The organism is Burkholderia sp. M6-3 (assembly GCF_050858985.1).
In the GTDB taxonomy this organism is placed as follows: Bacteria; Pseudomonadota; Gammaproteobacteria; order Burkholderiales; family Burkholderiaceae; genus Paraburkholderia; species Paraburkholderia caledonica.
The window spans coordinates 146329-172214 of the sequence record NZ_CP110093.1 but is presented as its reverse complement, the minus strand read 5'-3'; the positions used below and the strand labels follow the sequence as shown (position 1 = coordinate 172214).

The window sequence follows — 25886 nt, the reverse complement described above, 5'->3', positions numbered from 1 at the left end:
TCTCATGCGCCACGGGACATAGTTCAGCGCGGGACATAGTCCAGCCTATTGCCTGCGGGCAATAGGCTGGAAAGTACCGTGCAGTACCTCCGGATCGAGGTGGATGACGCGCTTGAAATGGCCGAGCAAACCGAAGTTCAATCGAAACGAGATCAGCGAGCGGACGCTTGCCAGTCGTAAGCAACCTTTCGCGGTCGCGCAAAGATCGTCATTCAAGTGGCTGCTCCATACCGATCGACGGACCTTCAACGCGAGAACTCGAGCAGCACATACCGCGCTGCCGGTTCTCGCTCGCTATTTCATCGTTTGCTCAAACGTTCCCCGGCGCGATATAAGCGGTTTTCACGGTCGTATAGAACTCGCGAGCATAGGTCCCTTGTTCACGGGGACCCAGACTCGATCCTTTTCGGCCGCCAAACGGAACGTGGTAGTCGACGCCCGCCGTCGGCGTATTGATCATCACCATGCCGGCCTGTACGTGGCGCTTGAAATGGCTCGCATGAGCCAGCGACCTGGTGCAGATGCCAGCGGAAAGGCCGAATGGCGTGTCGTTGGCAACGGCAAGCGCTTCTTCGTAATCCGCGACCTTGATGACGCAAGCGACAGGGCCGAACACTTCCTCCCTGTTGATCGTCATCGCCGAGGTCGTGTTGGTCACGAGAGCGGGCGCCAGGAAGAATCCTTCAGTCGCCGAGGGAACACGACCACCGCCAAACACCGAACCACCTTCGGTGCGTGCGAGTTCGATATAACGCTCGTCCTGTTCTAGCTGTCTGGCATCGACAACAGGACCGATCTGCGTCGACGCATCCAGCGCGTTACCAATCTTGAGACTGCGCATGCGCGCCTGCATGGCCTCGACAAAACGGTCGTGGATGCCGCTCGTCACGATCAGGCGGCTAGAGGCGGTACAACGCTGGCCGGTGGAGTAGAAGGCGCCGTTGATGCACGCCTCGACCGCGACGTCCAGATCGGCATCGTCGAGCACGACCATCGGGTTCTTGCCACCCATCTCGAGCTGAAACTTCTTCCCGGTGGCGACGCATTTCGCGGCGATCGCGTGGCCGGTCCCAACCGAGCCCGTGAAGCTGATGGCATCCACGCCAGCTGATTTGACGAGTGTTTCCCCGACGATCGAACCCGTGCCCATGACGAGATTGATTACGCCCGCCGGTGCACCGCCTTCGGCGATGATCTTGACGAGTTCCCATACGCTGCCCGGCACGAGTTCCGCCGGCTTGATGACCACGCAGTTTCCATACGCGAGCGCAGGAGCGATCTTCCAGGCGGGAATAGCGATCGGGAAGTTCCACGGCGTGATCAGACCGATGACGCCCAGCGGTTCGCGTGTGACTTCGACCGTCAGTCCCGGGCGAACCGACGGCACAATCTCGCCGCCGACCCGCAATGCCTCGCCCGCGAAGAACTTGAAAATCTGTCCGGCGCGTCCCACCTCGCCGACTGCTTCGGCGAGCGTTTTGCCTTCCTCGCGTGCCAGGAGCTTACCGAGTTCGTTTTTGCGCGCAAGGATGGTGCTGCCGACCTGGTCGAGCAGGTCAAAGCGCTGTTGTGGGGTGCTGAGCGACCATGTGCGAAAGGCTGAGCGTGCAGACGCGATTGCTTTCTGCGTCTGATCCGCGCTGGCCCGTGCGAAATGGCCGATCACGTCGCTCGTGTCCGAAGGGTTCACATTAGGAGCGGAGTCGTTGCCATCGACCCATTCGCCGCCAATGAAGTTCTTGAATTGCGTCATCGTAAATCCATCAATGAGTAAATACGCGGTTGATCAGCTGCGGTTCAGCAGCGAGCGCTCGGCGAGGCTGGCGTACAGCGCACGCACGCCGAATGTCCAAGGAGCGATTTCGGTCGACAGCCGCACGGTGTTGACGAGTGCGCCAAGCGGAGGGGCGCTGATCATCACGCGGTCGCCGAGGTGATGCGTAAAGCCGCCACCCGGCGCATCGCGATCCTTGATCGGAGAGAACATCGTGCCGAGGAACAACATGAAGCCATCGGGATACTGATGATGCTTGCCCCAGGTCTGATTCACCAGGTCAAGAGGGTCACGGCTGATCTCCCGCATATGGCTGATGCCCTCAAGCAGGAAGCCGTCGTCGGTACCCTCGACGCGCAACGAAACACTCGTTTCTCGAATCGTGTCCAGCGTGAACCGTTCGTCGAACAGGCGGATAAACGGACCGACCGCGCATGAGCCGTTGTTGTCCTTGCATTTGCCCAGCAGCAGCGCGGAGCGGCCTTCAATGTCGCGCAGATTGACGTCGTTACCCAGTGTGGCGCCCACCACCTCGCCTTTGCTGTTGACTGCAAGGACGATCTCCGGCTCTGGGTTGTTCCACTTCGAAGCAGGCAGCAAGCCGATATCGGCACCGAGTCCGACCGAAGACATAGGCTGCGACTTCGAAAATACTTCTGCATCGGGGCCGATTCCGACTTCCATGTACTGCGACCATGCACCGCGTCGCTGCAGTTCTTCCTTGAGCCTGGCGGCAGCTTCTGAGCCGGGCTTGATCTTCGACAGATCGGTGCCGATCAGACGCGTGATCGCAGCGCGCACTTCATCAGCCTTCGCAGGGTCGCCGCCCGCCTGCTCTTCAATGACGCGTTCAAGAAGGCTCACGGCAAACGTGACGCCACAGGCTTTGATGGCTTGCAGATCGCACGGAGCCAGGAGGTAGGATTGATCCTCTTTCCGTTGTGCGGCGACAGTGGCTTCGATCAGCTTGCCGACATGACCCAGAGATTCGCCGGAAGCCTGCCGGACGAGTTCGACCAGATCCTGGCGATCGAAAAGATCGGACACTGTCGGTGCGATGCGGGAGATATCGAATACTTCCCCGCCGCGAACCGCAACGACGCACGGTCCCGCGCCGTTCTTCGTTTGACGCCACACGCGGCCAACGAGCAGGGCACCGTCGAGATCGTCAGGCAGATAGCTGGAATATGAGATCATGAACGGATCCAATGTGTAATGGAAGTGCTGGCAATCGTAGTCGCCAGAAGGTCAAAACCCGGTGCTAGAAGCGGTGGACGATACCCGCGCCTGCTGCGAACATGCTGCGCGAGGACGACGGAGTCGACTGGAAGCCGTCGCCGATCGACGCCGTTGCGGCGATCGAGCGGTTGGTCGGGCCACCCGGGAACGTAGGCGTACCAAGCGTCCGGCCGTTCGCGCGCTGGAACGCTTCGAGTGCGTAGAACCCCGTACGCTTGGACAACGCGTAGTACTGGGACAGGTTGAACTGGTGGTACGACGCTGCGTCGTCGATTCCGTTCGCCTTGCTCGCCCACGTGTAGCTGTAGCCTGCAGCAAAGTCCCATGCCGTCGTGGGCTTCCAGTGCAGCACGGTGCCAGCGGTATTAAAGACTTGCTCGTCGGTAAACTTCGACAGCACGCCCGGGATGTACTGAACGTTCGTGTACGTGGCCGAGATGTCCCACGCGCTGTTGAACACGTAGCCGAGGCCGACCGCGAAGCGATTCTGCGCCTGCGCGCCCTGATAGCCGTTCGTCACCGCCGACACACCCGACTGGCCAGCCGTATTCATCGTCGAATCCGCCCCGTAGACGCCGCCGCCGACGGTCGAGTTGTTGATGCGCGAGAACGCGACCGTACCGCCGATCGGGCCTTGCTGATACTGTATCGCCGCCGACCACGTCGAACCGCGATACACGCTGTCCGGCACGCCTGCGAGCGAGTACGAGCCGCTGACCGTCACGCCGTAGAGCTTCGGTGACGTATAGACGATCGAGTTGTTCGCGCGGTAGATTGTGTCCAATGCGTCCAGATCGCCCGGGTGCGCGCCGAAGTAGCCGGTCAGCCAGTTCGTCGGGCTGTACGGCGCCATCAGTGTGTAGTAAGACGTGTACTGGCGACCCAATGTCAGCGTACCGAACGTCTGATTCGTCAGACCAACCCAGGCTTGACGGCCGAACATCGCGTTCGCGTACTGCTGCGCACCGTTGTTGATGTTGAAGCCCGACTCCAACTGGAAGATGGCTTTGGTGCTGCCGCCCAGATCTTCTGCGCCCTTCAGGCCGAAGCGGCTGCCCGCCCAGATGCCCGATGCCATCTTGACGTTCGAGCGACCACCGCTCGTCGAACCGAGCGACGTCTGGCTGCTCTGATAAACGATCGAATCATCGACGATACCGTAGAGCGTCACGCTGCTTTGAGCGAACGCCGGGGCAACTGCCGCGAGTGCCGTTGCTGCGGCAACGGCGGTCTTGTTCGAGTAGAAACTCTTCATTAAATCTCCTCTATGTCGACGTTAATTGCTTTTGCTTCATGGGATCGGTACGAGCGCGTCAAGTACGCGCATCTCGACTGCTCGCGCTTCATATACAATTAGGATAACTAACCTAATAGTGCTGCGACGCGCCACTTCCAGGTGAAACTGAACAACTAGACTTGCGGAAATTCCTGGTTAATGCGATAGATCATTAGGTTGCGAGCAGCTGCCCGTGCTGCGGCGATCGACAACGATCGTTCGGCGCATGTATGTCGACTGTCTCGCATTTTTTCTACGCTACAGATTTCTGACTAGGAAACGGGATCCAGTTCAATAGACACTCCGCCCTGTTGGGCCGAGGCGTAGGCCGCGTCCATGACTTGCATCATCAGCTCTGCATCCCGCAACGATGCGATCGGCTTTGCGCCAGTCTGACTTTCGGCGAGCACACGCTTGACAAACAAGGGGTAATAGACGTCGGTCTCAAGCTGGAGCCGGCGGCTTCGCGTGCCTGCCGAAAGATGATTCCTGTCGCGGAACTCGATTCTGTCCGGGCCAGACTTCGCGTACATACGGTCCGAAGCAAGAGTGAAAGAAAATTCGCGCTGCTCGTCGGCGGTACTGGGAAAGCTGTATCCCGTCTCCACCAGGCCGATCACGCCGTCTTTGGTTTGCATGGTCACCAGCGAATAGTCTTCTATGGCACCTCGATGCGTCCTTGAGTTCATGACGGCGCAGACACGGGCCACCTCCTTGCCTGTGAGCAATCTGAACAGGTCGATGAAGTGTGTTGCCAGGTTGATTGTTGATCCGCCGCCGGAATATACGGGATCTATTGCCCAACCGGAGCCGGCAGCTTCGTATCGACTGGGCGGCCCGGCAACGAAGCGAAACGACATGTAGTTAAAGTCCGATGGTATGCGCCCCTCCGCTTCTTCAAGTGTGCCGAGCAACTCGCTCATCCGGAAGATTAACGGCACCGCGCAATAAAGATTCGCTTTCTCGGTCAGTGTGCGAAGCCGGCTGACCTGGGACATGTTGACGCCGCACGGCTTCTCTAGCGCGAACGGAATCTTGCGCGCGATGACGGCCTCGGCGAGCGCCGGCATTTCGGAATGCCGCCCGAACACAAACGCGAAATCGACCTCCTCGCGCTCAAGCAACTCGTGGGCCGACGAGTACAACCTGCTTCCGAATCGTGCCGCAATCGCCTCGCCCTTCACTCGCTCCGCGTCTGACACGGCAACCACCTCAATCCCGGGCGCGTCGAGCGCATCAAGATACAGCGGGACATGCCAATGGCTAGCCTCCAGCAGGGCAACTTTCATACATGTTCTCCTTCGTAATTTCCCACGAATTTTTCAATCCGGATTGCTCGGTAACAACTGGTGGCTGGGGGCATATCTCGCAAATCGGCATGGTGATGGTGCGCTTTTGCCTCGCTGCTCATTTCAGATCTCGCCCCTTGTTGAGCGGCCATCGGGGCGGTAGTCGAATCCCAGAAAGCGCAGCGCGTACAAAGCCTGTCCCTGATGCATTGGACCCCCGTCCTGAACACGACATCCACGCGCCAGCGCGGCCTGGAGAAGCGGCGTCGGCTCAGCCGAATTAATGATGTCTACGACGATGGAGCCGGGTGCGAGCCGCTCGGGATCAACTGGCATGGCGTCGTTCGCTTTCATGCCGAGCGGCGTAGCATTAATCACGACCTCGAAACCTTGCGGATCTGATGGTCCTGAACGTGCAGTACAACCCGTTTCAGCGGAAACAGACGTCGCAAGCTCCTTGGCGCGGTGCTCGTCGACATCGGAGATGGTCAGCTTGCTAGCGCCTGCGGAAGCGACGGCAAATGCGATCGCTCTACCTGCGCCTCCTGCGCCTACGAGAAGCACCGACTTATTGGCCGGATGGTTGCCTTCCCACTGCATCCCAAGAACGCAGCCGACGCCATCCGATATCGCGCCGACCCAGCGTCCATCCGCTTCGCAGCGAATGACATTGAGCGCGCCGACCTGGCGGGCATTCGAATCCAGCTCGTCGACAAATGCGAGCATCCGTTGCTTATGAGGCATTGTGACGAGCATGCCGGACAGATTGCCCATCGCGCGTGCACCGCTGACGAAGGCCGACAGGTTATCTGCCTTGACCCAGAAAGGAACGCAAACCGCGTCGACTTGCTGTTCGACAAACAGCCGGTTCAACAGTTGTGGCGATTTCGCCGCGCTCAGCGGGTCGCCTACCAATCCATAGAGTCGCGTTGTGCCCGAGATATGTGGTTGCATTGCGGCTTGATGTTCAATGTAAAACCAAGGTCAATTCGTGCACATTTGAACCGGCGTACGGCTCCGAAGTGCACGTTTGCATGCGACGTCCAGCTTGTGTTGCGCCCACGCGGTGATTACGCCGCGTGGGCGGCTGACGGCGGCTTAAGACCGCACGTTATTGGCAAACCCCGGTTCACCGGCATCCTTGCTCGTCGCGGCTATGGCTTCGCTGCGCAGGCGCTCATATTCGGCCTTCGGTACGGGCATCGCATTGCGGTTTCCTAGATCGGCAAGGCGAATACGGTACGTTTCCCGAGTGGTGAATGCGGCAAACGCAGCAACCAGACAAATGCCGAATGTAAGAAAACCAATCTTCAACGGGATGTTGATGGACCCCGGAGGCGCGACTGCGACGAAAAGCGACGGCAGCAAGGCACACAAAGTCGTCCCTACGTTTTGTCCGATCGCCATGCCGGTGACACGCACGCGCGTGCGGAACAGTTCGGGGAAGAGACTCGGGAACACGCCGTTGAAGCCTTGGTAAGCGACACCCCACATGAGCACCGAAAAGACCAGTGAGAGCCCGATACTGTGGATGCTGATAGCGTACAGGTAGCCGAAGGAGAGGATCCCGGAGCTCACAACGCCGACCAGAACCGGGGGCCTGCGACCAATCTTGTCCGAGAGGTTGCCGACGAGGGGGATCAGTATTACGGAGCAAAGGTTGCCGAGGACCGGCACCCATAGAAAGACGCTGGCAGGAAAGCCAATACCGTACGCCGGCTGGACTGCATAGGTCGCGCCGAAAACACTCGCCAGGAGCGCGGTGACCGCGGCAAGTGCCATGCCGACAACGCGCAAGACATCGCCCCAACTGTCGCGCAGGACCTCGATGACCGGAGAGGAAGGAACTTCTCCGTGCGCCTGTTCTTCAGAAAAGGCAGGGGTCTCATCGACCTGGCGGCGAATGATGTAACCCGCGATGATCACGACGATGCTCAGCAGGAACGGAATGCGCCAACCCCAGGAAGCAAACTGATCCTTCGGCATGAAGTGGGCCAGCGGCAGGAAGACGCCGGCCGCAAGGAGCTGCCCTGCCTGAACTCCCTGGAGGGTAAAGCTTGCAAAGTATCCACGCCGCCCGAACGGCGCATGTTCAAGAATCATGGAGCTGGCACCGGACATCTCTCCCGCGACCGCGAATCCCTGAATGAGCCGCAGGATGACGAGCAGCACTGGCGCCCAGATGCCGATCTGCTGGTAGGTGGGCAGGAGGCCCACACACATTGTTGCGAAGCCCATTAAGAGCATGCAGAAGATCAGCACCGTCTTGCGGCCGTGGCGGTCGCCGAGGTGCCCAAGCACCATGGCCCCTATCGGTCGGGCGACATAGCCGACACCGAAGGTCGCCAGTGACGCGACGATGCCTACTGTTGGATTGTGAGACGGAAAGAAGAGTTGCGGGAATAGCAGCGACGCTGCAGTTGCGTAGATGAAAAAGTCGTAGTACTCGAGCGCTGAGCCGATCCAACCACTGGCTGCTGCGATCTTTGACTGGCGCTTGCCGTGGGGCGTAGCCGGTGCTTGTGCGTTCATGCCTGTCTCCATCGTAATTGACTTTCCGGTGCTCGTGGTTTATTGTTGTAACACCGTTCCAATAGGAAGGATGTTACTCAGATTATGAGAGTTGTCAAGGGAGCAGTTGACCGATCGCTTCAGGCGATCGAGTTGCTCGCACGTGAGGCGCGCTGGATGCGTATGTCCGATATCGCCGCTGAACTCGAGCTTGAAAAAGGACCCGCCCATCGAGTACTTGCGCAGTTGTGCGAGCAGGGCTGGGCCGAACAGGACGAACACACTTCTCAATACCGTCTGACTTTGAAGCTTTCCTTGCTTGGCCAGCGGTACCTGCATGGGCTTGGCTTGCCGGGCCTGGTGCAGCCGATCCTCGATGAGGTCGCGGCTCACTGCCGCGAATTGGTCCGGCTGACGGTCGTCAGCGAGGGAAAACTCGCGTGGCTGGCGTCCTCCCAAGGCGCGGCACCGGGTCTGATGTATTCGCCGTCCATGGATAGCCCTATTACCTTGCATGCAACGGCGAACGGGAAGGTGTGGCTTGCGTCGATGTCAAACGACCAGGCGGTCGAATGTGCGTTGCGTGGTGGACTCGGAAAAGCTGTCGCCAGCGCATGCGGGCCCAAGGCAATCACCAGCATCGAGCAGTTGATTCCCGAGTTGGAACTGACCAAGCAGCGAGGCTATGGGCTTGTCGTAGAAGAAGCCGAACCGGGCGTTGCTGCTCTGGCGGTGCCTGTGAGGTCGCTGACCGACGGTATGGTGGTCGGCACGATGAGCATTGCTGGACCGGTAATGCGAGTTCAGCCCGAGCGTTACGACGCCTTCTACGCGTTGTTAAAAGAAGCGGCTTCGAAGCTAGGTGCGGTATGGCCGCGTCAAAGCGTTGGTGCCAACGTAAGCGAGGCGGCATGAACGCGCCAGCCGCAACACAGGCCGCCGAGGCTATCGCCAGTCCGCGAGAACAGGCAGCACGCATTCTTGTGACAGCGCGCCGAAAAGGCGAGCTCGTCGAGCGGCTGCCTGTCGAACTGCTGCCTGCCAGTCTGGACGACGGTTTTGCAATTCAGCAAGAGGTCAGCCATCAGCTAGGTGGGCGGATCGTCGCATGGAAATGCGCGCTTCCGCAGCAAGGCAAAGTCATCGCCGCGCCGATCTATGACGCTGATATCCATCGAGGCGATGTATGTCGCATGCGTGGGTCGCCGCGTACCGTTGTGAGGGCGGAACCGGAACTGGCCTGTCTGCTAAACCGCGACCTGCCCCCACGGTACGAACCATATAGCAACGCTGAAGTGCTCGACGCTCTCGGGCACACGCACCTCGCGCTCGAATTGCTAGGCACTCGTTACTCGCATCCCGAAACGCTGACGTTCCCTGAACTACTGGCAGACGGCCTGTTCAATGCCGGACTCGTCATTGGACCCCGCGTTAATCCGTTCGAGGGCGCGACGCCGGCCGATCTCCCCTTCGAATTTGACGTCTGTCTGGCCAGCGTTGGGGAAGAAGCAGTCACGTTCGCGGGACGCCACCCTGATCGGGGCGTGCTTGCGCCGATTGTGTGGCTCGCCAATTTCCTTCGCAGCCGCGGCTTGGGACTGCATGCCGGCCAGGCTGTGATCACCGGGTCTTACGCGGGCGTTCTGGAGTTGCCAGTCGGTCGCGAGCTGCGTATCGGCTTCGGCAACCTCGGCACATTGCCGATCACTTTTTCGTCTTGATAGGAGTATTACATGCGTCTCGTCCGTTTCGGCCAGCCTGGCCAGGAGCACCCCGGTATCATCGATTCGAGCGGCGCGATCCGCGATCTGAGCGGCATCGTGAGCGACATTGACGGAACGACCGTCTCGCCAGTCGCGCTTGCAAAGCTAAGCGAACTGGATCTGGATCGTCTACCGGTCGTTGAAGCAGGCACGCGTCTCGGCGCCTGCGTCGGCAACGTCCGTAATCTCGTGTGCATTGGTCTGAACTACTCCGATCATGCTGCTGAAACCGACACGCCGATCCCACGCGAGCCCGTGGTGTTCAACAAGCATACGGGCTCCATCAGCGGCCCTAACGACCCCGTCATCTTGCCCGCAGACGCGCAAAAGCTGGATTGGGAAGTCGAACTCGGCGTGGTGATCGGCAAACCGGCCTGGCAGATCGACGAAGCAGACGCGCTAGACCATGTGGCGGGCTACTGCCTTGCGAACGATGTTTCCGAACGCGCGTATCAGCTCGAACGCGAAGGCCAGTGGACCAAGGGTAAAAGCGGATTCTCGTTCGCTCCGCTCGGACCGTGGCTTGTCACGCGTGATGAAATTCCCGACCCGCAGGTGCTTGACCTGTGGCTCGATGTCAACGGTACGCGTCGTCAGACCGGCAACACACGGACCATGATCTTCAATATCGCACACATCGTGGCGTATCTCAGCCGTTTCATGCCGTTGATGGCTGGCGACGTCATCATTACCGGCACGCCTCCCGGCGTGGGCCTCGGTCAGAAGCCGCCGGTCTTTCTAAAAGCAGGTGACACGATGACGCTTGGCGGCAGCGAACTCGGCGCGCAGACACAAAAGGTTGTGCAGTATGCGGACACACTCGGCGCGGCATGGGGCCGCGGCGAGTATCCATTGGCACTGTAAGACGATCCGATTTGACGAAGGAGGAGATATGAGCCTTGCTGGAACGGGCGTCGTCGCAATCTGGCATGACCTGCTGCCGGAAGCGAAGGACGAATTTTACGAGTGGCACAATCGCGAGCACATGCCCGAACGCGCCGGGATTCCCGGGTTCAGGCGCGGTCGGCGCTTTATAGCACTGGATTCAGGTCCGGAGTACTTCAATCTTTACGAGGCCGACACGGTCGAGGTGCTTGGCGCGCAAGACTACCTTTCCCGGCTGAATACGCCGACGCCGTGGACAAAGCAGGTGGTCGCCTCTTTCCGGAGCGTCGCACGCTCAATCTGTCACGTGGCCTATTCGGACGGGGTTGGGCAGGGTGCCAATCTCATGACTGTGCGCTTCGACGTGCCTTCGGATGCACGGGCGGAAGTCGTGAAGGGTTTGCGTCAGCGCGTCCTACCGTCCCTCGTAGACCTACCCGGTATCACGGGCGTGCACCTGTGCCTTGCAGACGAAGCGATCAGCAAGGTGGAAACGGCGGAGAAGAAGGCGCGTTCAGAAGGCACCCAGGTGCCGACATGGATCGTGTTAGTCGAAGGGTGCCGGGCAGACTATGTGCGTTCAGCGGTGGACGGTTTCGTTTCGGGACTCGCGGCACTTCGCCTTGCCGGCGCGACAGCACCGGACACCACCCTCTATCAACTTGAGTACACGCGCTGCAAAACGCCCTGGAGCGCTGGTTAAAGGTCGTCTGAGCACCGCTGCACGGCTCTTCGCGCGAATCCGACATGGATAGGCGCGACCCGCCTTTACCCTGAAAAACGTAGGAGTTGTGCCATGTCGTTGAATATTGCCGACACGTCCGCCCGATCCACCGCGTCGATGTCGGCCCGTGTCATACGGCTCAATCCCGCTGACGATGTCGTTATCGCACTTGAACAGCTTGTGTCCGGTACGGTGATTGACAAAGAGGCGGTCACTGTCTCGGGACTGATTCCGCCGGGGCACAAAGTGGCGACACGTGACATCGCTCAGGGCGAAGCGGTACACCGCTACGGTCAGGTAATCGGCTTTGCAAGCAAGCCGATTCGCGCGGGGCAGCACGTACACACCCACAATCTCGCGATGGGTGACTTTGCGCGGGACTACGCATTTGGTCAGGCCGCGCGCCCGACTGTACGGTCGGATGAGGCCGCAACATTCCAGGGCATTGTCCGCGCGGACGGGCAAGTCGCCACACGGAACTATATCGGAATCCTCACCTCGGTGAACTGCTCGGCCACGGTTGCACGAGCCATTGCTGATCATTTCCGCCGCGACATCCATCCCGAAGAACTGGCCGCGTTCCCGAATGTCGATGGCGTCGTGGCACTCACACACGGGTCAGGTTGCGCTATCGACTCTGAAGGCGATGGTCTGGCGATCTTGCAGCGCACGATTGGCGGCTATGCATGTCATCCGAACTTCGCAAGCGTGCTGCTCATCGGTCTCGGGTGTGAAACGAACCAGATCCCGCGACTTCTTGAGACACAGGGACTCCGGGAACACGACCGCTTGCGAACGTTCACAATCCAGGATAGTGGTGGAACGACACTGACGATCGCGAAGGGTATTGAACTGGTTCGGCGCATGTTGCCCGAAGCGAACAACGTGAGGCGGGAGCCGGTCAGCGCAAGTCATCTCACGGTCGGTCTTCAATGTGGAGGATCGGACGGGTATTCCGGCATCACCGCCAATCCCGTGCTTGGTGCAGCCGTTGATCTACTCGTGCGACACGGAGGCACGGCGATTCTCTCGGAGACGCCCGAAATCTATGGCGCGGAGCACTTACTTACGCGCCGCGCCGAAACGCCTGCGGTGGGTCGGAAGCTGATTGATCGCATCAGGTGGTGGGAAGCGTACGCGCAGCGGCAAGGGGCCCAGATCAACAACAATCCGTCGGCGGGCAATAAGGCTGGCGGCTTGACGACCGTCCTCGAGAAATCATTGGGCGGCATCGCTAAGGCAGGCTCGACAAACCTCACCGAGGTGTACGAATACGCTCAGCCCGTTAAGGCGCGTGGTCTGGTGTTCATGGACACGCCCGGCTACGACCCGGTGTCGGCTACGGGCCAGGTGGCCGGCGGTGCGAACCTGATCTGCTTCACGACGGGACGTGGTTCAGCTTACGGCTGCGCGCCCGCGCCATCCGTCAAACTTTCGACGAACACAGCACTATGGCAACGACAGTCTGATGACATAGACCTGAACTGCGGAGAAGTGTTGGAAGGACGAGCGACGATCGAGCAACTAGGCCGTGTTCTTTTCGAATTGCTGCTAGATGTCGCCTCGGGGACCCGTTCACGCAGTGAGCGGCACGGTTACGGACAAAACGAATTCGTACCTTGGCAGGTTAGCGCAATTATGTGAGCACGCACTTCGAGATACGGTCGCTACGCGACAGCGAACCCGTCTTGATCTGACCCGCGTTCAGGCCGACCGCGATGTCCGCGATCGTCGAATCTTCCGTTTCGCCCGAGCGGTGCGAGATCACAGCCGTGTAGCCTGCGCGCTTGGCCATTTCGATCGCGGCGAAGGTTTCCGTCAGCGTGCCGATCTGGTTGATCTTGATGAGGATCGAGTTCGCGATGCCGGCTCTGTCAACTTGTCGGGCGTAGACTACCTGAGTAGCTAAAGCATAGTTATCCTTATCAGATAACGCACTCGACTGCGGCAGTAACAGTCCATCCATGCCATGTGGCGAAGCGTTCCTGGAGTACGGCACGATGACATGCCGCGTTCATCTGATGTCTGGGCAACGCGAAGTGCTGCCGGATTGGGCCGAAGCATGAGAGGAACGCCTGCGTGCGACGCGCATCGCGAAAGCCGCACATCTGTCGTTCGCGCCTGCGGGTCGGCTGGTGGCTGTTCTCAGCACGGTTATTTACGCGTGCAGCCGCTTTGACGAAGACGTGCTTAATATGAGCGAGCTCGGGAATGTCGGCCTTTGCTGCGGGATAGCTGCGCAGCTGGTCGGTAACGATCTTGCGCGGCAGCGGGTTTGAACGCAGCACCCGCCGGAAGAAGCGCTTTGCCGCAGCCTTGTCGCGCCGCTTTTGCACCAGCACGTCGAGTTCGACACCATGCTCGTCGACCGCTCGCCACAAAAGATACGGCTCGCCGCGCAGTGTGACGAACATTTCGTCCAGATGCCATGTACTGCCCGGCTTGCGCCGCGCCGCTTTGGCACAACAGGCGAATCGAGCGCCGAACTTGTCACACCAGCAACGGACCGTTTCGTATGTGACCACGACACCACGCTCGAGCAACAATTCCTCGATGTCGCGAAGGCTCAGGTTGAACCGGAAATACCACCGAACCGCGCAACTGATGACGACTGCAGGGAAGCGGTGACCGTGATAAAGCGATTTCGTTTTCTTCATCACTTCATTTTACCGCCGCCTCCCCATCAACCTGACAGAGCCCCTGTTCGCGGTGAATCGCGTGGCGGATCAGATCACCGTGACGGGGCAGCCGGAAATCAGTCGCGACAATCTCAAGCGCATGGTCGCGGTAACGGCGCGCATCGACGGACGGGATCTCGGTTCCACCATCGCCGACGTACAAAAGGCACTCAGCGATAAAAGCCTGTTGCCGGACGGCGTCTATTACGAACTGGGCGGCTTGTATCAGCAGCAGCAGATTGCGTTCAAAGGCATGCTGACCGTGTTCGGCGCGGCGATCGCACTGGTCTTCGGGCTGCTGCTGTTTCTATATGAGCGCTTCCGCGTGGCGCTGGCGGTAATGGCCATGCCTTTACTGGCGGCGGGGGCTGTGTTCATCGGCCTGTGGATCACCGGCATCGAATTGAATATCTCCGCCATGATGGGAATGACGATGATTATCGGCATCGTGACCGAGGTGGCGATTTTCTACGTGTCGGAATTGCAAGGACTCACTCGCGAAGACGAGTTGCCGCTCGCCGACGCGTTGACCGCGGCCGGACGTAATCGCCTGCGGCCCATTGCAATGACGACCATCGCGGCGATTCTTGCACTGCTGCCGCTTGCTTTCGCGCTTGGTCAAGGATCGGCCATGCAGCAGCCGCTTGCAATTGCGATCATCTCGGGGCTGATAGTCCAGTTGCCCCTCGTTCTGCTCCTGCTGCCCGCTCTGATGAAGTTGTTGATGAAGAATCAGGCTATATGATCTAACAGCGGCTCAGAGAAACGGAACGGCCTCGTTGTTCAAATTCTTCCGATTGCGCGTGGTCACATCTCGCCTATTTGACGTTCTCGCAGCGAGTGGCAGGGCCGCAAATCTAATGGCCGTTGTCTGGTCGATACTGTTGAAAAAGTCGCCGCGTCGTTTTATCAGTCTTCCGTCGCGAAAATCGACCTCTCAGATCGGCCTACAAACCGCTGCCACATGTCAGGCAAGGGTAAGAGGACCCCTGGAAACCTCATGAAATAGACGACCAGCGACTTTTTCAACAGTATCTGGTCTGAAGCAGCCAATGGAGCGCTCGCTCGACAGAAGGCACGAATGTCGCTTAATGGCCGACGGCGTGTGGCTGCTAGCCAGTCCGCTAGCCCGATCAATCGATCTTGGCATATCCGGCGCACGCTAGCGCAACGTATCAAGCGCAAAGAGCCCCTCAGGGCCTTACAACCATCTCCTCGGAGTATTTTTTCGAGCGCCGTACCGGCCGCTTTCAGTCGCGCTAATCGGCATGGTGATCATGAGCAACAGCGCTGCGCTGTAAACGGCGATGGTGTTGGTCAGCGCCAAGCGGACAGTAGTATTTCTGGACATGGTAGTCGTCCTCGACCCGCGGAAAAGAAAAAAGCGGCGAACGGATTGAACCGTCGCCGCAGGCTGGAGCACATTTCGTCGGTGAATCGGCCCGAAACAGAGGCCCGGAAGGATCAGAAGCGGGTGCGCACGCCCGTCGTGAGTTCGAGCTGGTTGGTCGCACCGAACGTCGAGCCCACGGTGTAGCCGCCATGCAGCCTCATGTAATCGCCGGCCAAATACACTTCGGTGCGTTTGGACAGGTGATAGAACACCGAACCGTACAGCGTTTCCTTGAAGCCGTTATGCAAGCCCGAGGTCGGATCGAACGCGCCAATGTTTGCGTTCGGGATATCGCCATCGCCGTTGTACGCGGCGTTCTTCACGCGCATCTGCTGATAGCCGAGCTGGTAGTCGAGCGGACCCTTCGGCGACACCTTGAGCGACACGGTCCACGCATTGTCCTGACGCTGACCGAGCGAACCCTGATTGCCGAGGTACCGGAAGTAGCCCGCATTGGCGCGCAGAATGCCGAAGTTATAGTTGCCCCCCACCGACCACGTCTGGTTTGTAAAGCCAACGCGATTTACGTGACTATAGAAGCCCGACACGTCGAAGACGCCACCGTTATACCCGAGTGCTGCCTGGTAATTGGCGTTGGAGCCGAAACTCGTTGAGTTGCCGAACGCGTAGCCCGCGCTGGCGAAGATGCCGTTGCTGAACAGCTTTTTCCACGCTACGCCATTGTTATAGCGCGTGCCGGTCGCGCTGGCCGCGTAAAAAATCATCTGCTTGAAGTTGTTCGAGTTCGTCCAGCCACCCTCTTCCGTCGTCAATCGAGCATTGCCATACGGGTCGCCATAGATAGCGGCTGCGTCGCGGGCAATAGTATTCTGAAAGCCAGCGGTGATCTTGCCGAACGTGTCGTTCTCGACGCCGACCCATGCGTCACGGTCGAAGATCTGGCCTGGATCTTCCATCTCCCCGTTGGCGACGACGAATTCGCTCTCCAGTCGGAAAATGATTTTCGTGCCGCCACCGATGTCCTCGGCGCCTTTCAGACCCCAGCGACTGCCGCTAAACCACGGTTCGCCGTCATTACCCATGCCGATGACGTGGTTGCCGTTGGCGTCCGCGTGGGTCCGGTACGTCGGAAAGCTCAGGTCCATCAGTCCGTAAAGCTGGACGCTCGACTGTGCGTGCGCACCGCTCGCCTGGCAAACACCGGCCGCGACTGCCAGCGTAAGGTATCTCTTCTTCAAGTTTGTCTCCTCGAGTTGTTGCGTTGAAAATCTGCTGGTTCTGCTTCTGCATTGGCGGCGTTGGTGATCGCGCTTTATCGCGTTTGGCATTGCCCTGCCTGATCTTGCATAGACACTCGTCACGCGTCGTCGAATCGTAGATACCTGAATCCTTCACGCACCTTTCCTGTACCATCTGTACAACTAAGTAGATCTACCGATTCGCCCCACGTTGACGCTGTTCGGATTGAAGTTACTCGATAGCTTGTGGCCGCAGAATGTAGCCGAGGCCACGCAACGTTGTGATTTGCGCGCTGCAGTTGGCGAGATGCTTGCGCAAGCGGTGAATATAGATGTCTATCGCGTCCGCACTCGGTTCGTCATCGAGACAAAAAACGCTTTCCATCAGGGCGGATTTGGATACCGTTTTACCCTTTCGCAACATCAGTGTTTCAAGGACGGTATGTTCACGGCGCCGCAGCGCGAGCCGAGCGTCGTTGTGGAAGAACTCACGGGTGTCGCATATGTAGCGCAGATCGCCACACGCGAGACATGACGTCATATCGCCCGATTGTCGGCGAATGAGCGCCTTTATGCGTGCGACCAGTTCGCGCGCATCGAACGGCTTGACCACGTAATCGTCGGCACCGGTACTGAAACAGTCCACCTTGTCGTCTGTGGATCCATGCGCCGTCAGCATGATGACCGGCACTCTGTCGCCGCGGCGTCGCAGTCGCGCGAGCACCTCCTTGCCGTCCATCCGCGGCAGCCGAAGGTCGAGCACCACGACGTCGTAGCGTTGCGCTGCCAGCACCATGTCCGCGCACTCGCCGTCCGGCACGCTGTCCACCGCGAAGTTTTCGAGGCGCAGCAGATGCGCGATCCAATGTGCAAGCTCCGTGTTGTCTTCGACCAGTAAAAGCTTCATCGGCCCACCCTCAATCACGCCACTTCGGCAGACGAACGATCACCCTGAGACCCGTGTGCCCGTCAACCGCTTTCAATTCGACACTGCCACCATGCGAGTGCGCGACTTCGCGCACGATCGGCAGTCCAAGGCCCGTTCCTTCCGCGTCAGTCGTCCCGCGATAGAAGCGCTCGAATACATGGACACGCGACTCCGGCGCAATGCCAGGTCCGTTGTCGACGACCTGCAGCAGGACGTCGTTCGCCTGTTCCTCGCAGGTTGCAGTTACTCGACCGCCCGGCTGCGTATACCGGATCGCGTTATCGACGAGATTGGTAACTAGAGCGATAAGCAGCATCGTGCTGCCGGCAACGAACGCTGTTCCGTTCAACTCCGCGCCAATATCGATTCCCCGCCGCTGCGCTGCGTCCACGAGCTCCTCCAGCACGCATGAAACGACAGCGGCGAGGTCGACCTTGGCAGGCGTGCGCTCGCGCGACGAAGACTCGGCCTGTGCAAGCAACAGCAGCTGATTGGTCATTTCAGTCATCTTCACCGTGCTGCGACGTATGCCCGCGAGAGCATCACTCAGCATTGGTCCGCAGTTCTCGCATGGACGCGCGCATTGAACCTGCGCCCCGAGTAACGCGAGTGGCGTGCGTAACTGATGCGCGGCGTCGGCGATGAACTTGCGCTGCGTCGTAGCGTGCACCTTGAGCCGCGCAATGCATTGATTGATCGCGTCGGCGACCGGGCAGAGCTCCGATGGCAGGCGCTCGATATTCACAGGTTCGAGCTGCAGAGCATCGCGGTCAGCGACGTCATCCTTCAGCCTGACGAGCGGACGCAACTCGAAAGTCAGCCCGATCAGCACAAGCGCAATCACGAGCGCGAGCATGCATCCCTCGCGCAGCAACTGGGGACGCCAGAGGTTGGCCAGCATCGCCCGGTACGAGGCCTGAGTTTTGCCCACGACGATCGTGACCGGCTCGATTGCACCCGAGTCGTATAGCTCACGTTCATAAGCCACGGCACGAACACGGTTACCGTCCAGCACGGTGTCGTAGAACACGGGCCCCTGCGTCCCCGAAGCAGGCAGCGCGAGATCGGGGTTACCGCCCAACAATCGGTCCCGTCCCTTCACGACCCGGTAGAACACCTGGTCCTGATAGGGCGACTCGAATATCTCCAGCGCCGCCGGCGGAATCCTCGCGATCAGTGCTCCCTCCTCCCAATCGACGTCTTCGCCGATGATCCGCGCGGACGCAAATAATGCGTTGTCCTGTAGAAGTCCGGCGGTCTCGCAAGCCGCGTCATACGACATCATGCCGGTCACTAACATAAACGCCGCGACCGGAACCAGCAGCCAGGCAAGCAGCCGTGCGCGCAGGCTTCGCATCATGGACGACTACCCTCCGCAAAAGCCGCGTGTGAAACAACTTTAATCAAGGTTCTTAATTCCCAGATGCAGTTCGTCAAACGCCCTCAGTACAGCGCGGTGCTTCTTTTGATGAGAACGCATTCGCGCGCGGCGAGAGCATTTTCGCAAGCACGATTCCTGTAGGCACGACTACTAGCTCCATCGCGCACACGCCGCCGGGCATTTTTTGTCCCACTGCCATGACAATAAAGATGAAAGTAAAAGAGAAGACAACGGAATGCAAAACGTTGGTTAATCGACAGCTTTACCTTTTCTTTTAACAAGGCCGCTTGCCAATCTTCAGTTGCACTGTCCGCTTGGACTAACGGCGCGATTATGGGACGACAAATCCTTCTCCCCGCTTTCACGGCAATTGATTTTCTTAGGGGAAATCCATGATCGTGGTCTCGCAACTCGGGAGAAGCTTGTGTGACGGGACGAACATAGATGGTGGGTTTCGTGCGATTCGCGGGCTCCGTTCGCGCTTCAAGAAAGAGCTATAGGCGTCGCGGCAAGGAGCTCTTGCCTTCCATTCGCGTTAGAAGAACCGTGCGTCACGTCCAGGCGCGCGCGCTCTCCAGATCAAAGCGAGCCCTTCGAGCAGACTTTGTCGGATCCGCCTGGTGCGCAGGCCTTGTCAATCTTGCGGCGAGGCGGCGGTGAACTGAAGATGGATCTTACGTGGCATCGCGTGTGTGCGCACACGAGTGTGCGTCCGAACACGGCGCTCGATGACCGCTCATTAACTCACTTTGTCGTCGTCGCCTCGAAAAGAGTAGCGCAACCTGGCCTCGATGCCTGACATCGGAGCAGGAGACCGTACCAGTGGCGCCCTAAGCTGTTCATAAGGTTCGGCGGCTAAGATCAGCTAATTTTCACTGCGATCTAGACCGATGAATGCACTCGAAGCGCTGAACCGCGCGCTCTTTCTGTCGATCAACGCGACACCATCGGCGCCCGTCTGGCTCATCGACATAGCCCGCTTTATCGCTGATCACGTGATCTATCTCGTGCCGCTCTTACCCGTCGCATTGTGGCTCGCAGGCGGCGAGGATCGACGCGCCGCCGCAGTGCGAGTGTGCTGCGCGGTCCTGGTGGCGCTCGGTATCAATCAGCTGATCGGTCTTGGGTGGATGCATCCGCGGCCGTTCATGATCGGCTTGGGCCATACCTTTATCGAGCACGCGCCGGATTCATCGTTTCCGAGCGACCACGTCACCGTGTTGGCAAGCGGCGCCTTGACCTTGCTGCTCGCCCGCGAGCGCCGCTACGGGCTGTCGATGTTACTGGCGGGTCTTGCCGTGGCATGGGCGCGCGTCTTTGTCGGGGTGCATTTTCCGTTGGACATGGCAGGCGCCGTCGCCGTCGCGTGCGTAGCCTGTGCGTTGGTTGCTCCGCTATGGAGAATGTCTGGCGCGGCACTGACTCGCGGTCTCATTACGGTGTATAGAAAGGAAAGCTGCTGGCATGGCCTATCGGGCGTGGCTGGCTTTCGTCGTGATGGCGAGGCGGCGGGTTGTATTGCGGATTGGCGATCGAGGTGAATTGCTCACCATTATGGGCAAGTGCGTCCGCAACTTGCGGCCAGCGGCAGTTCGCATCGCCGCTGACGCGGCGTATTGGCGCTGCTTCCCGAGGCTGGGGTATCGCGAGCATCTGCAGTAATCGGCCGATGCTGTTGTAAAAGTCGAGCTGCGCAGTGATTGCACCCCAGGCTTGAAATTTGCCCTCTCAGATTGACCCGCGAATCCGCTCCCGAGCACCCCGGATACTTGCAGTGACGACGCGACACGCGGCGCGCATGAATGCCTGGGCAAGCGGCATCCTGGCCTCCGCCGACTCCTCGTTACTGCGCAGATAGGCTGTGCCGGGCGCGGGGCTTTATCAGCTTTGCCGCCACGCTTAGGCGCACTACCGTCTAACTAAAGTTAGCCCGAGATTGCGGGTAACGTCAGAGACGTGTCTGGCACAATCACCGGCTTATAGGAATACGTCACGTCGGCATATAAAACGAATGAAAGTCAAAAACTCTCGACGGTGGGCTTCGCGAGGCCGCAAACGCTGGATCATCGCGGCGGCCGCACTTTTTACCGCCGCCACCATCCGATCGATACTTCACCCGCTGCTCGGCCCGATCATGCCAGGCACCGCCTTTCTTATCGCCGCCGTGCTCGTAGAGTATTACTGCGGCCTCGCGCCCGCACTCTGCGTGATGCTGGCGGGGCTCTGTCTCGCGGACTACCTGTTCGTCCCGCCCTACGGACGCATCGACATCATCGATGCGTCGGATATCCGCCTGCTGCTCTCGTACACGATCATTACGATTGTTGTCATCACGCTGGTCGAGCGCTTGAGACGCGCGCAGTATCGTGCCGAACTGCTCGCGTCGGTAGCGCACTCGCGCTATGAAATGCTGCTGCGTGGCGATAACGAACGCCTGCTCGCGCGTCGCGCCACGGATGAAATGCATCGCATGCTGCATCACATCGCGCAGCACAACCGATCGCTCATTCTCATCAAGGCGCTAGATCCGGCAACGAGCGCGCCGCCCGGCAGCTTCGTCGCGGCGGAGGGAACCTCTGCGGCTGCGGGAGTCATCGACGACGAATCGTTTATTACGGGTATCGCTTACGGCGCCAGGCATTCGCAAGTGCATCAGGATGATCTCGCGCGTCTGAACAACCGCCTGGTGCCCGGTCACCACCGCATGCGTTTTCTATCGAGCGGACACGGTTGGCACGCAGTCGAATGTGTGTGCGAACGCTTCATTACCCCGTCCGGCGAATTTCTGATCCTTCGGGCGGAAGACTGACTATGAACCCCTCTCAATTTCCGGCTGCTCCGGGCAACGATCATGTTGTTCTCATTTTGCACGGCCTTTCAAGTTCTCCAGCGGAATTGCGGTTCCTCTCTCGCGCACTCGTCGAGGAAGGCTTCGCGACTCACACGCCAGAACTTCGTGGCTACAGCGCCGGCACCGGACATGTACCGATGGAGCAGTGGATCAGCGCAGCCGTCGCCGAATTCGACGCGCTTGCCGCGCGACACCGGCATGTTTCCGTGTGCGGCCTCTCCATGGGCGCGACGCTGGCCGCCGCCGTCGCTCAAGAGCGCCCGAGCGCGCGCGCGTTGATGCTGTTGTCGATCACACTCAGCTATGACGGCTGGGCGATCCCCTGGTACCGATTTCTGCTCGACTACGCCTATTACACACCATTGCGTTCGCGCTACCGTTATCGCGAGCACGAACCTTATGGCCTGCGCAACGAGGCGTTGCGCTCGAAGATTGCACGCGTGATGCAGAGGGACGGAATCAGTGAAGTGGGGCCCGCGTCCATTGCGATGCCAGCGCTTCACGAAGCAAGCCGGCTTGCAAATTCAGTACGCAAGAAGCTGAAGAGCATAAGCACCGACTGCCTCATCATTCACGCGATTGACGATGAGACGTCCAGCCCGCATAACGCGCGCTACGTCGTGGCGAACGTCGGGGCGTCGTTTCTTCGCACTATCTGGCTCGACGACTCGTACCACATGATCACATCGGACAACGAACGCGAGGTCGTCGCGCGGGAATGCGCACTTTTCCTGCGCGAAAGTGCTGCGGCGTCGGCGTCCTGCAACAATCCAGCGCCGGTCATATCAAGGGCGCTTGCGCGGCGCCTGAGACAGTTGGCCGCCGTGGCGAGAAAAGCATGAGGCTCGACATCACCTCTTTTGGACGCCGGTGCATGGCGCTCGCAGCGGTAAGCGCTTATTGCACGATGGGCGTCGCATACGCCGATGAACCGCAGGCCGGCAGCGATTGGAAGATCTCAGTCGGGCCGGGCATGTATGTATTCCCGAAGTACCCTGGTTCCTCGCAGCTTCAGGTGCTTCCGTTCCCCGTGCAGGACATTTCATGGAAGGACCGTGTTTTCTCACAGGGTCCAGATGTGCTCGGCGTCAACGTGTTGCATGGAGAGAACTATCACGTCGGTATGTCGGTCAGCTTCGACTTCCAGTCGCGATCGTCATCGGACGATGCGCGGCTGAAAGGTTTGCCCGATGTGCACTATGGACCGAAGCTGCGGCTCTTCGGCGATTACACGGTGTGGGCGTTCACTGGCGCGCTGGCGGCCTATCAGGACATCGCGGGAACGGGACAAGGTCTGACGGCGACGGCCGACATATTCATGTCGGCGCCGAGCGGTAACTGGCTCTTTTCGATGGGTCCGGGCCTCACTTGGGCCAACGCGACCTATACGAAGACTTTATTCGGCATTACGTCGCAGGAAAGCGCAGCATCGGGATTGCCGCACTACGATACCAGTTCGGGCCTGCGCGATATTCACTTCAACGTGAATGCAACCTACAAAATCAGTCCGCACTGGTCGGCGAGCGTCGAGGCCGTTGTGGGACGCCTCGAGCATTACGCCGCAGGCAGTCCAATTACTGAGCGGCGGCTCGACCTCAACGGCATGGCGTCCGTGCTGTACCGCTTCTAGCAACGAAAATCGTTCGCGCGATCCTGGCGGCCCGAGTAAACCCAGCGCTCATACTTCACTGTGGTCAGAGAGGAACAGCCGGCAAGTAGTCGAGCCATCATCATGGCAACGTTCGCTGTGTCCCGCAGAGCCGACCCCTGAACATCCGACCGACGGCGCACGTGAACGGCGGGTTGTGGCCGAACCCGGAAGTCCATCGGAAGCGCACCCGCAATGGATCGACTTGACCGGCGAACTTCCGCACTCGACCCGCGGCGGACAGATAGCCTTCCCGATTGCCGCCATTCGGCCTAGCGGTTTTGCCGACTGCTGGTGGCAGCAGTCGGCACGGGATTCAAGCTACGCTAGGGCAACGGACTTGGTCATCGGCACGCAAGCCAATTCCAGTCCGCGCGACGTTCGGTATGTCGAAATCGAATCCCCCGACCAACCACAAGAACGATAAAACGGTGCCGCGTTCAGCGTGGCGTCGAGCCGCATCGAGACAAGTCCGTGATCGCGAGCCAACGCTTCGAGTGACTGCAGCATCTTGCGTCCAATACCGCGCCCCATGTGAGACGGCCGGACAAAGATGGCGTCAACTTGCCCGTTTGCGACGGTAAGCATCCCTGTGCCAACGACCAACCCTTCATCGACGGCTACGTAAAAGTCGCGTTCAACGACGCTGGCCCATTTGTCGGTCGGCGAGCAGCAACCCATGCTGACAAGGAAGCTTCTGGATAATATTTAGCGCACGCAGCAAGGACCGAAGCTTTGCGGATATCCCACGCATCGAGCACATCGCCACTACTAGCTTTTCGTATCGTCAGCATGCCGCGCTCCTCGGCGCGATCTGCCAAGTCGAGGCGTCGATAAGACTCCGAAGATCGGAAACACATACTTTGTCGTGCATGCAATCACTCCAGTTTGTGCCAATGCAAAACGGAGCGATTGAAACGACACGGCCCCGTCATGACTGGCGGGGCCGTTGAGGAAATCTATGTGCGATGTATGAACGTCACGATTCCCACGACTCGCCAGTGGCGGTCATGGTGCACATCACGAAATTTAGCGCGTCGTAGTTCATGACCGGAGGTTGCCGTTCTGGAGCGTAGCTGTCAATAGCGATTTGGAAATTGTCACCGATTCAGGCAGTCGGCACGAGCGGCTCAAATTGGCCGGATGCCGCCCCGCGCCGCTCGGCGACACCTTCGTGCGGCACTGTCAGGTTGATGGGGAGGCGGCGATAGAATGAGGCGATGAAGAAAACGAAATCGCTTTATCATGGTCACCGCTTCCCCGCCGTCGTCATCAGCTGCGCGGTTCGGTGGTATTTCCGGTTTAGCCTGAGCCTGCGCGACGTCGAAGAGTTGTTGCTCGAGCGTGGTGTGGTGGTCACGTACGAAACGATCCGTTGCTGGTGCGACAAATTCGGCGCTGAATTCGCCCGGTGCGCCAAAGCGGCGCGGCCCAAACCGGGCTGCATATGGCATCTGGACGAAACGTTCCTGACGCTGCGCGGCGAGCCGTATCTGTTGTGGCGAGCGGTCGACGAGCATGGTGCCGAACTCGATGTGCTGGTGCAAAAGCGGCGCAACAAGGCCGCGGCAAAGCGCTTCTTCCAGCGGGTGCTGCGTTCAAACCCGGTGCCGAACAAGATTGTGACCGACCAGTTGCGCAGCTATCCGGCGGCGAAGGCTGACATTCCTGAGCTCGCTCACGTGAAGCACGTTTTTGTCAAAGCGGCTGCACGTGTGAACAACCGCGCCGAGAACAGCCACCAGCCGACCCGCAGACGTGAACGCCAGATGTGCGGTTTTCGCGATGCGCGTCGCACGCAGGCGTTTCTCTCGTGCTTCGGCCCGATCAGGCAGCACTTCGCGCTGCCCAGACATCAAATGAACGCGGCATGTCATCGTGCCGTACTCAAAGAACGCTTCGCCACATGGCATGATTGGACTGTTACTGGTGCTGTCGACAAAGCTAGCTAATAAGGATAACTACTTTTAAGCTACACAGATAGCCTACGCCCGCCAACTTGACAGAGCCCTACGAAGCATATCGCCGAGATGCTCGAAGAGATTGAGGCGCGCGGCAAGATGCCATGGGCCGTTCACGTCCGCAGCCGCATGAAAGTGCTGTGCCCGCGCGGCAAAGCCCTCGGCCGGATGACGGAAAATCCCGCGACGGACACCCAGCGCGCGGCAGTGACCGCCAAGGCGGCCGTTTGACGTTCGAGGAATTCCAGCGCATCTATGAGAAGGCACCCGGAATGGCACTCTGGTTGCAAAACGCAATGCTGTTGGCGCTCATATCCGGGCAGGACCGCTCGACGGTCGCCATGCAGTGTTGACGCGCAGCAAGACAAGCGTCCAAATCGCAATCC

Annotated in this window: 21 protein-coding genes and 4 pseudogenes; 12 read left to right on the top strand and 13 right to left on the bottom strand. The window is 59.4% G+C overall.

The annotated features are described in order from the left end of the window. Nucleotides 1–45: 45 nt before the first annotated feature. The 7 genes from OH764_RS35960 to OH764_RS35930 all read right to left on the bottom strand — a co-directional run bounded on the left by OH764_RS35960 (nucleotide 46) and on the right by OH764_RS35930 (nucleotide 8110). Nucleotides 46–216, bottom strand: coding sequence for a hypothetical protein (locus tag OH764_RS35960; protein ID WP_498852038.1), 171 nt, complete (start codon nucleotides 214–216; stop codon nucleotides 46–48). 94 nt (nucleotides 217–310) lie between these two features. After that, nucleotides 311–1753, bottom strand: a complete 1443-nt coding sequence (locus tag OH764_RS35955; RefSeq protein WP_498852011.1) for an aldehyde dehydrogenase family protein — start codon at nucleotides 1751–1753, stop codon at nucleotides 311–313. A gap of 33 nt (nucleotides 1754–1786) precedes the next feature. Beyond that, nucleotides 1787–2971, bottom strand: a complete 1185-nt coding sequence (locus OH764_RS35950) for a fumarylacetoacetate hydrolase family protein (RefSeq protein WP_498852010.1) — start codon at nucleotides 2969–2971, stop codon at nucleotides 1787–1789. 64 nt (nucleotides 2972–3035) lie between these two features. After that, nucleotides 3036–4268, bottom strand: a complete 1233-nt coding sequence (locus OH764_RS35945; protein ID WP_498852009.1) for a porin — start codon at nucleotides 4266–4268, stop codon at nucleotides 3036–3038. 293 nt (nucleotides 4269–4561) lie between these two features. Beyond that, nucleotides 4562–5578 (bottom strand): Gfo/Idh/MocA family protein, encoded by a 1017-nt coding sequence (locus OH764_RS35940; RefSeq protein WP_054924134.1) that lies wholly within the window; start codon nucleotides 5576–5578, stop codon nucleotides 4562–4564. A gap of 123 nt (nucleotides 5579–5701) precedes the next feature. Beyond that, the gene (locus OH764_RS35935) at nucleotides 5702–6532 is read right to left on the bottom strand and encodes a shikimate dehydrogenase family protein (protein WP_498852008.1); all 831 of its coding nucleotides are present in this window, start codon (nucleotides 6530–6532) and stop codon (nucleotides 5702–5704) included. 144 nt (nucleotides 6533–6676) lie between these two features. Further along, nucleotides 6677–8110, bottom strand: a complete 1434-nt coding sequence (locus OH764_RS35930; RefSeq protein WP_498852007.1) for an MFS transporter — start codon at nucleotides 8108–8110, stop codon at nucleotides 6677–6679. Between the two features lie 84 nt (nucleotides 8111–8194). On the opposite strand from OH764_RS35930, the gene OH764_RS35925 reads away from it, so the two are divergent. From OH764_RS35925 to OH764_RS35905, 5 genes are all read left to right on the top strand, one after another. Further along, a complete protein-coding gene (locus OH764_RS35925) occupies nucleotides 8195–9004 on the top strand; it encodes an IclR family transcriptional regulator (protein ID WP_498852006.1) in 810 nt (269 codons plus the stop codon). Beyond that, nucleotides 9001–9810 carry a 2-keto-4-pentenoate hydratase gene (locus OH764_RS35920; RefSeq protein WP_498852005.1) on the top strand — a complete coding sequence of 270 codons (810 nt, stop codon included), beginning with the start codon at nucleotides 9001–9003 and terminating at the stop codon, nucleotides 9808–9810. Before OH764_RS35925 ends, OH764_RS35920 begins: the two co-directional genes overlap by 4 nt. A 12-nt stretch (nucleotides 9811–9822) precedes the next feature. Continuing rightward, nucleotides 9823–10716: a fumarylacetoacetate hydrolase family protein gene (locus OH764_RS35915; protein WP_498852004.1), complete on the top strand. Its 894-nt coding sequence runs from the start codon at nucleotides 9823–9825 to the stop codon at nucleotides 10714–10716. 28 nt (nucleotides 10717–10744) lie between these two features. Beyond that, a complete protein-coding gene (locus OH764_RS35910) occupies nucleotides 10745–11440 on the top strand; it encodes a hypothetical protein (RefSeq protein WP_498852003.1) in 696 nt (231 codons plus the stop codon). A gap of 93 nt (nucleotides 11441–11533) precedes the next feature. After that, nucleotides 11534–13105 (top strand): UxaA family hydrolase, encoded by a 1572-nt coding sequence (locus OH764_RS35905; RefSeq protein ID WP_498852002.1) that lies wholly within the window; start codon nucleotides 11534–11536, stop codon nucleotides 13103–13105. 7 nt (nucleotides 13106–13112) lie between these two features. On the opposite strand, the pseudogene eno reads toward OH764_RS35905, so the two are convergent. Together eno and OH764_RS35895 are read right to left on the bottom strand one after the other, a co-directional pair. Continuing rightward, nucleotides 13113–13328 (bottom strand): annotated as a pseudogene (gene eno, locus OH764_RS35900) (phosphopyruvate hydratase); the annotation flags it as partial. A 58-nt stretch (nucleotides 13329–13386) separates the two neighbouring features. Beyond that, on the bottom strand, nucleotides 13387–14118 hold the full coding sequence (locus tag OH764_RS35895; RefSeq protein WP_498849139.1) for an IS6 family transposase: 732 nt from the start codon (nucleotides 14116–14118) through the stop codon (nucleotides 13387–13389). Nucleotides 14119–14161: 43 nt separating this feature from the next. On the opposite strand from OH764_RS35895, the pseudogene OH764_RS35890 reads away from it, so the two are divergent. Beyond that, nucleotides 14162–14884: pseudogene (locus OH764_RS35890) on the top strand (efflux RND transporter permease subunit); the annotation flags it as partial. 719 nt (nucleotides 14885–15603) lie between these two features. On the opposite strand, the gene OH764_RS35885 reads toward OH764_RS35890, so the two are convergent. From OH764_RS35885 to OH764_RS35875, 3 genes are all read right to left on the bottom strand, one after another. Then, nucleotides 15604–16731, bottom strand: coding sequence for a porin (locus OH764_RS35885; RefSeq protein WP_498852001.1), 1128 nt, complete (start codon nucleotides 16729–16731; stop codon nucleotides 15604–15606). Between the two features lie 232 nt (nucleotides 16732–16963). Beyond that, the gene (locus OH764_RS35880; RefSeq protein WP_498852000.1) at nucleotides 16964–17638 is read right to left on the bottom strand and encodes a response regulator; all 675 of its coding nucleotides are present in this window, start codon (nucleotides 17636–17638) and stop codon (nucleotides 16964–16966) included. Between the two features lie 10 nt (nucleotides 17639–17648). Next, nucleotides 17649–19019 carry a sensor histidine kinase gene (locus OH764_RS35875; RefSeq protein WP_020067634.1) on the bottom strand — a complete coding sequence of 457 codons (1371 nt, stop codon included), beginning with the start codon at nucleotides 19017–19019 and terminating at the stop codon, nucleotides 17649–17651. Nucleotides 19020–19930: 911 nt separating this feature from the next. Here OH764_RS35875 and OH764_RS35870 point away from each other — a divergent pair. The 4 genes and pseudogenes from OH764_RS35870 to OH764_RS35855 all read left to right on the top strand — a co-directional run bounded on the left by OH764_RS35870 (nucleotide 19931) and on the right by OH764_RS35855 (nucleotide 23521). Beyond that, nucleotides 19931–20538: pseudogene (locus OH764_RS35870) on the top strand (phosphatase PAP2 family protein). 513 nt (nucleotides 20539–21051) lie between these two features. Next, entirely contained in the window at nucleotides 21052–21849 is a 798-nt protein-coding gene (locus OH764_RS35865) for a DUF4118 domain-containing protein (protein ID WP_020067632.1), read from the top strand. A gap of 2 nt (nucleotides 21850–21851) precedes the next feature. Further along, nucleotides 21852–22733, top strand: coding sequence for an alpha/beta hydrolase (locus OH764_RS35860; protein WP_498851999.1), 882 nt, complete (start codon nucleotides 21852–21854; stop codon nucleotides 22731–22733). 32 nt (nucleotides 22734–22765) lie between these two features. Then, entirely contained in the window at nucleotides 22766–23521 is a 756-nt protein-coding gene (locus OH764_RS35855) for a MipA/OmpV family protein (protein WP_498852024.1), read from the top strand. A gap of 339 nt (nucleotides 23522–23860) precedes the next feature. Here the strand turns inward: OH764_RS35855 and OH764_RS35850 are convergent. Beyond that, nucleotides 23861–24333, bottom strand: a pseudogene (locus tag OH764_RS35850) (GNAT family N-acetyltransferase). Between the two features lie 426 nt (nucleotides 24334–24759). Between OH764_RS35850 and OH764_RS35845 the strand changes: the two are divergent. Next, nucleotides 24760–25491: an IS6 family transposase gene (locus OH764_RS35845; protein ID WP_498851998.1), complete on the top strand. Its 732-nt coding sequence runs from the start codon at nucleotides 24760–24762 to the stop codon at nucleotides 25489–25491. Nucleotides 25492–25569: 78 nt separating this feature from the next. Continuing rightward, complete coding sequence (locus OH764_RS35840) at nucleotides 25570–25731, top strand: hypothetical protein (RefSeq protein WP_498851997.1); 162 nt, start codon at nucleotides 25570–25572, stop codon at nucleotides 25729–25731. Nucleotides 25732–25886 lie beyond the last annotated feature (155 nt).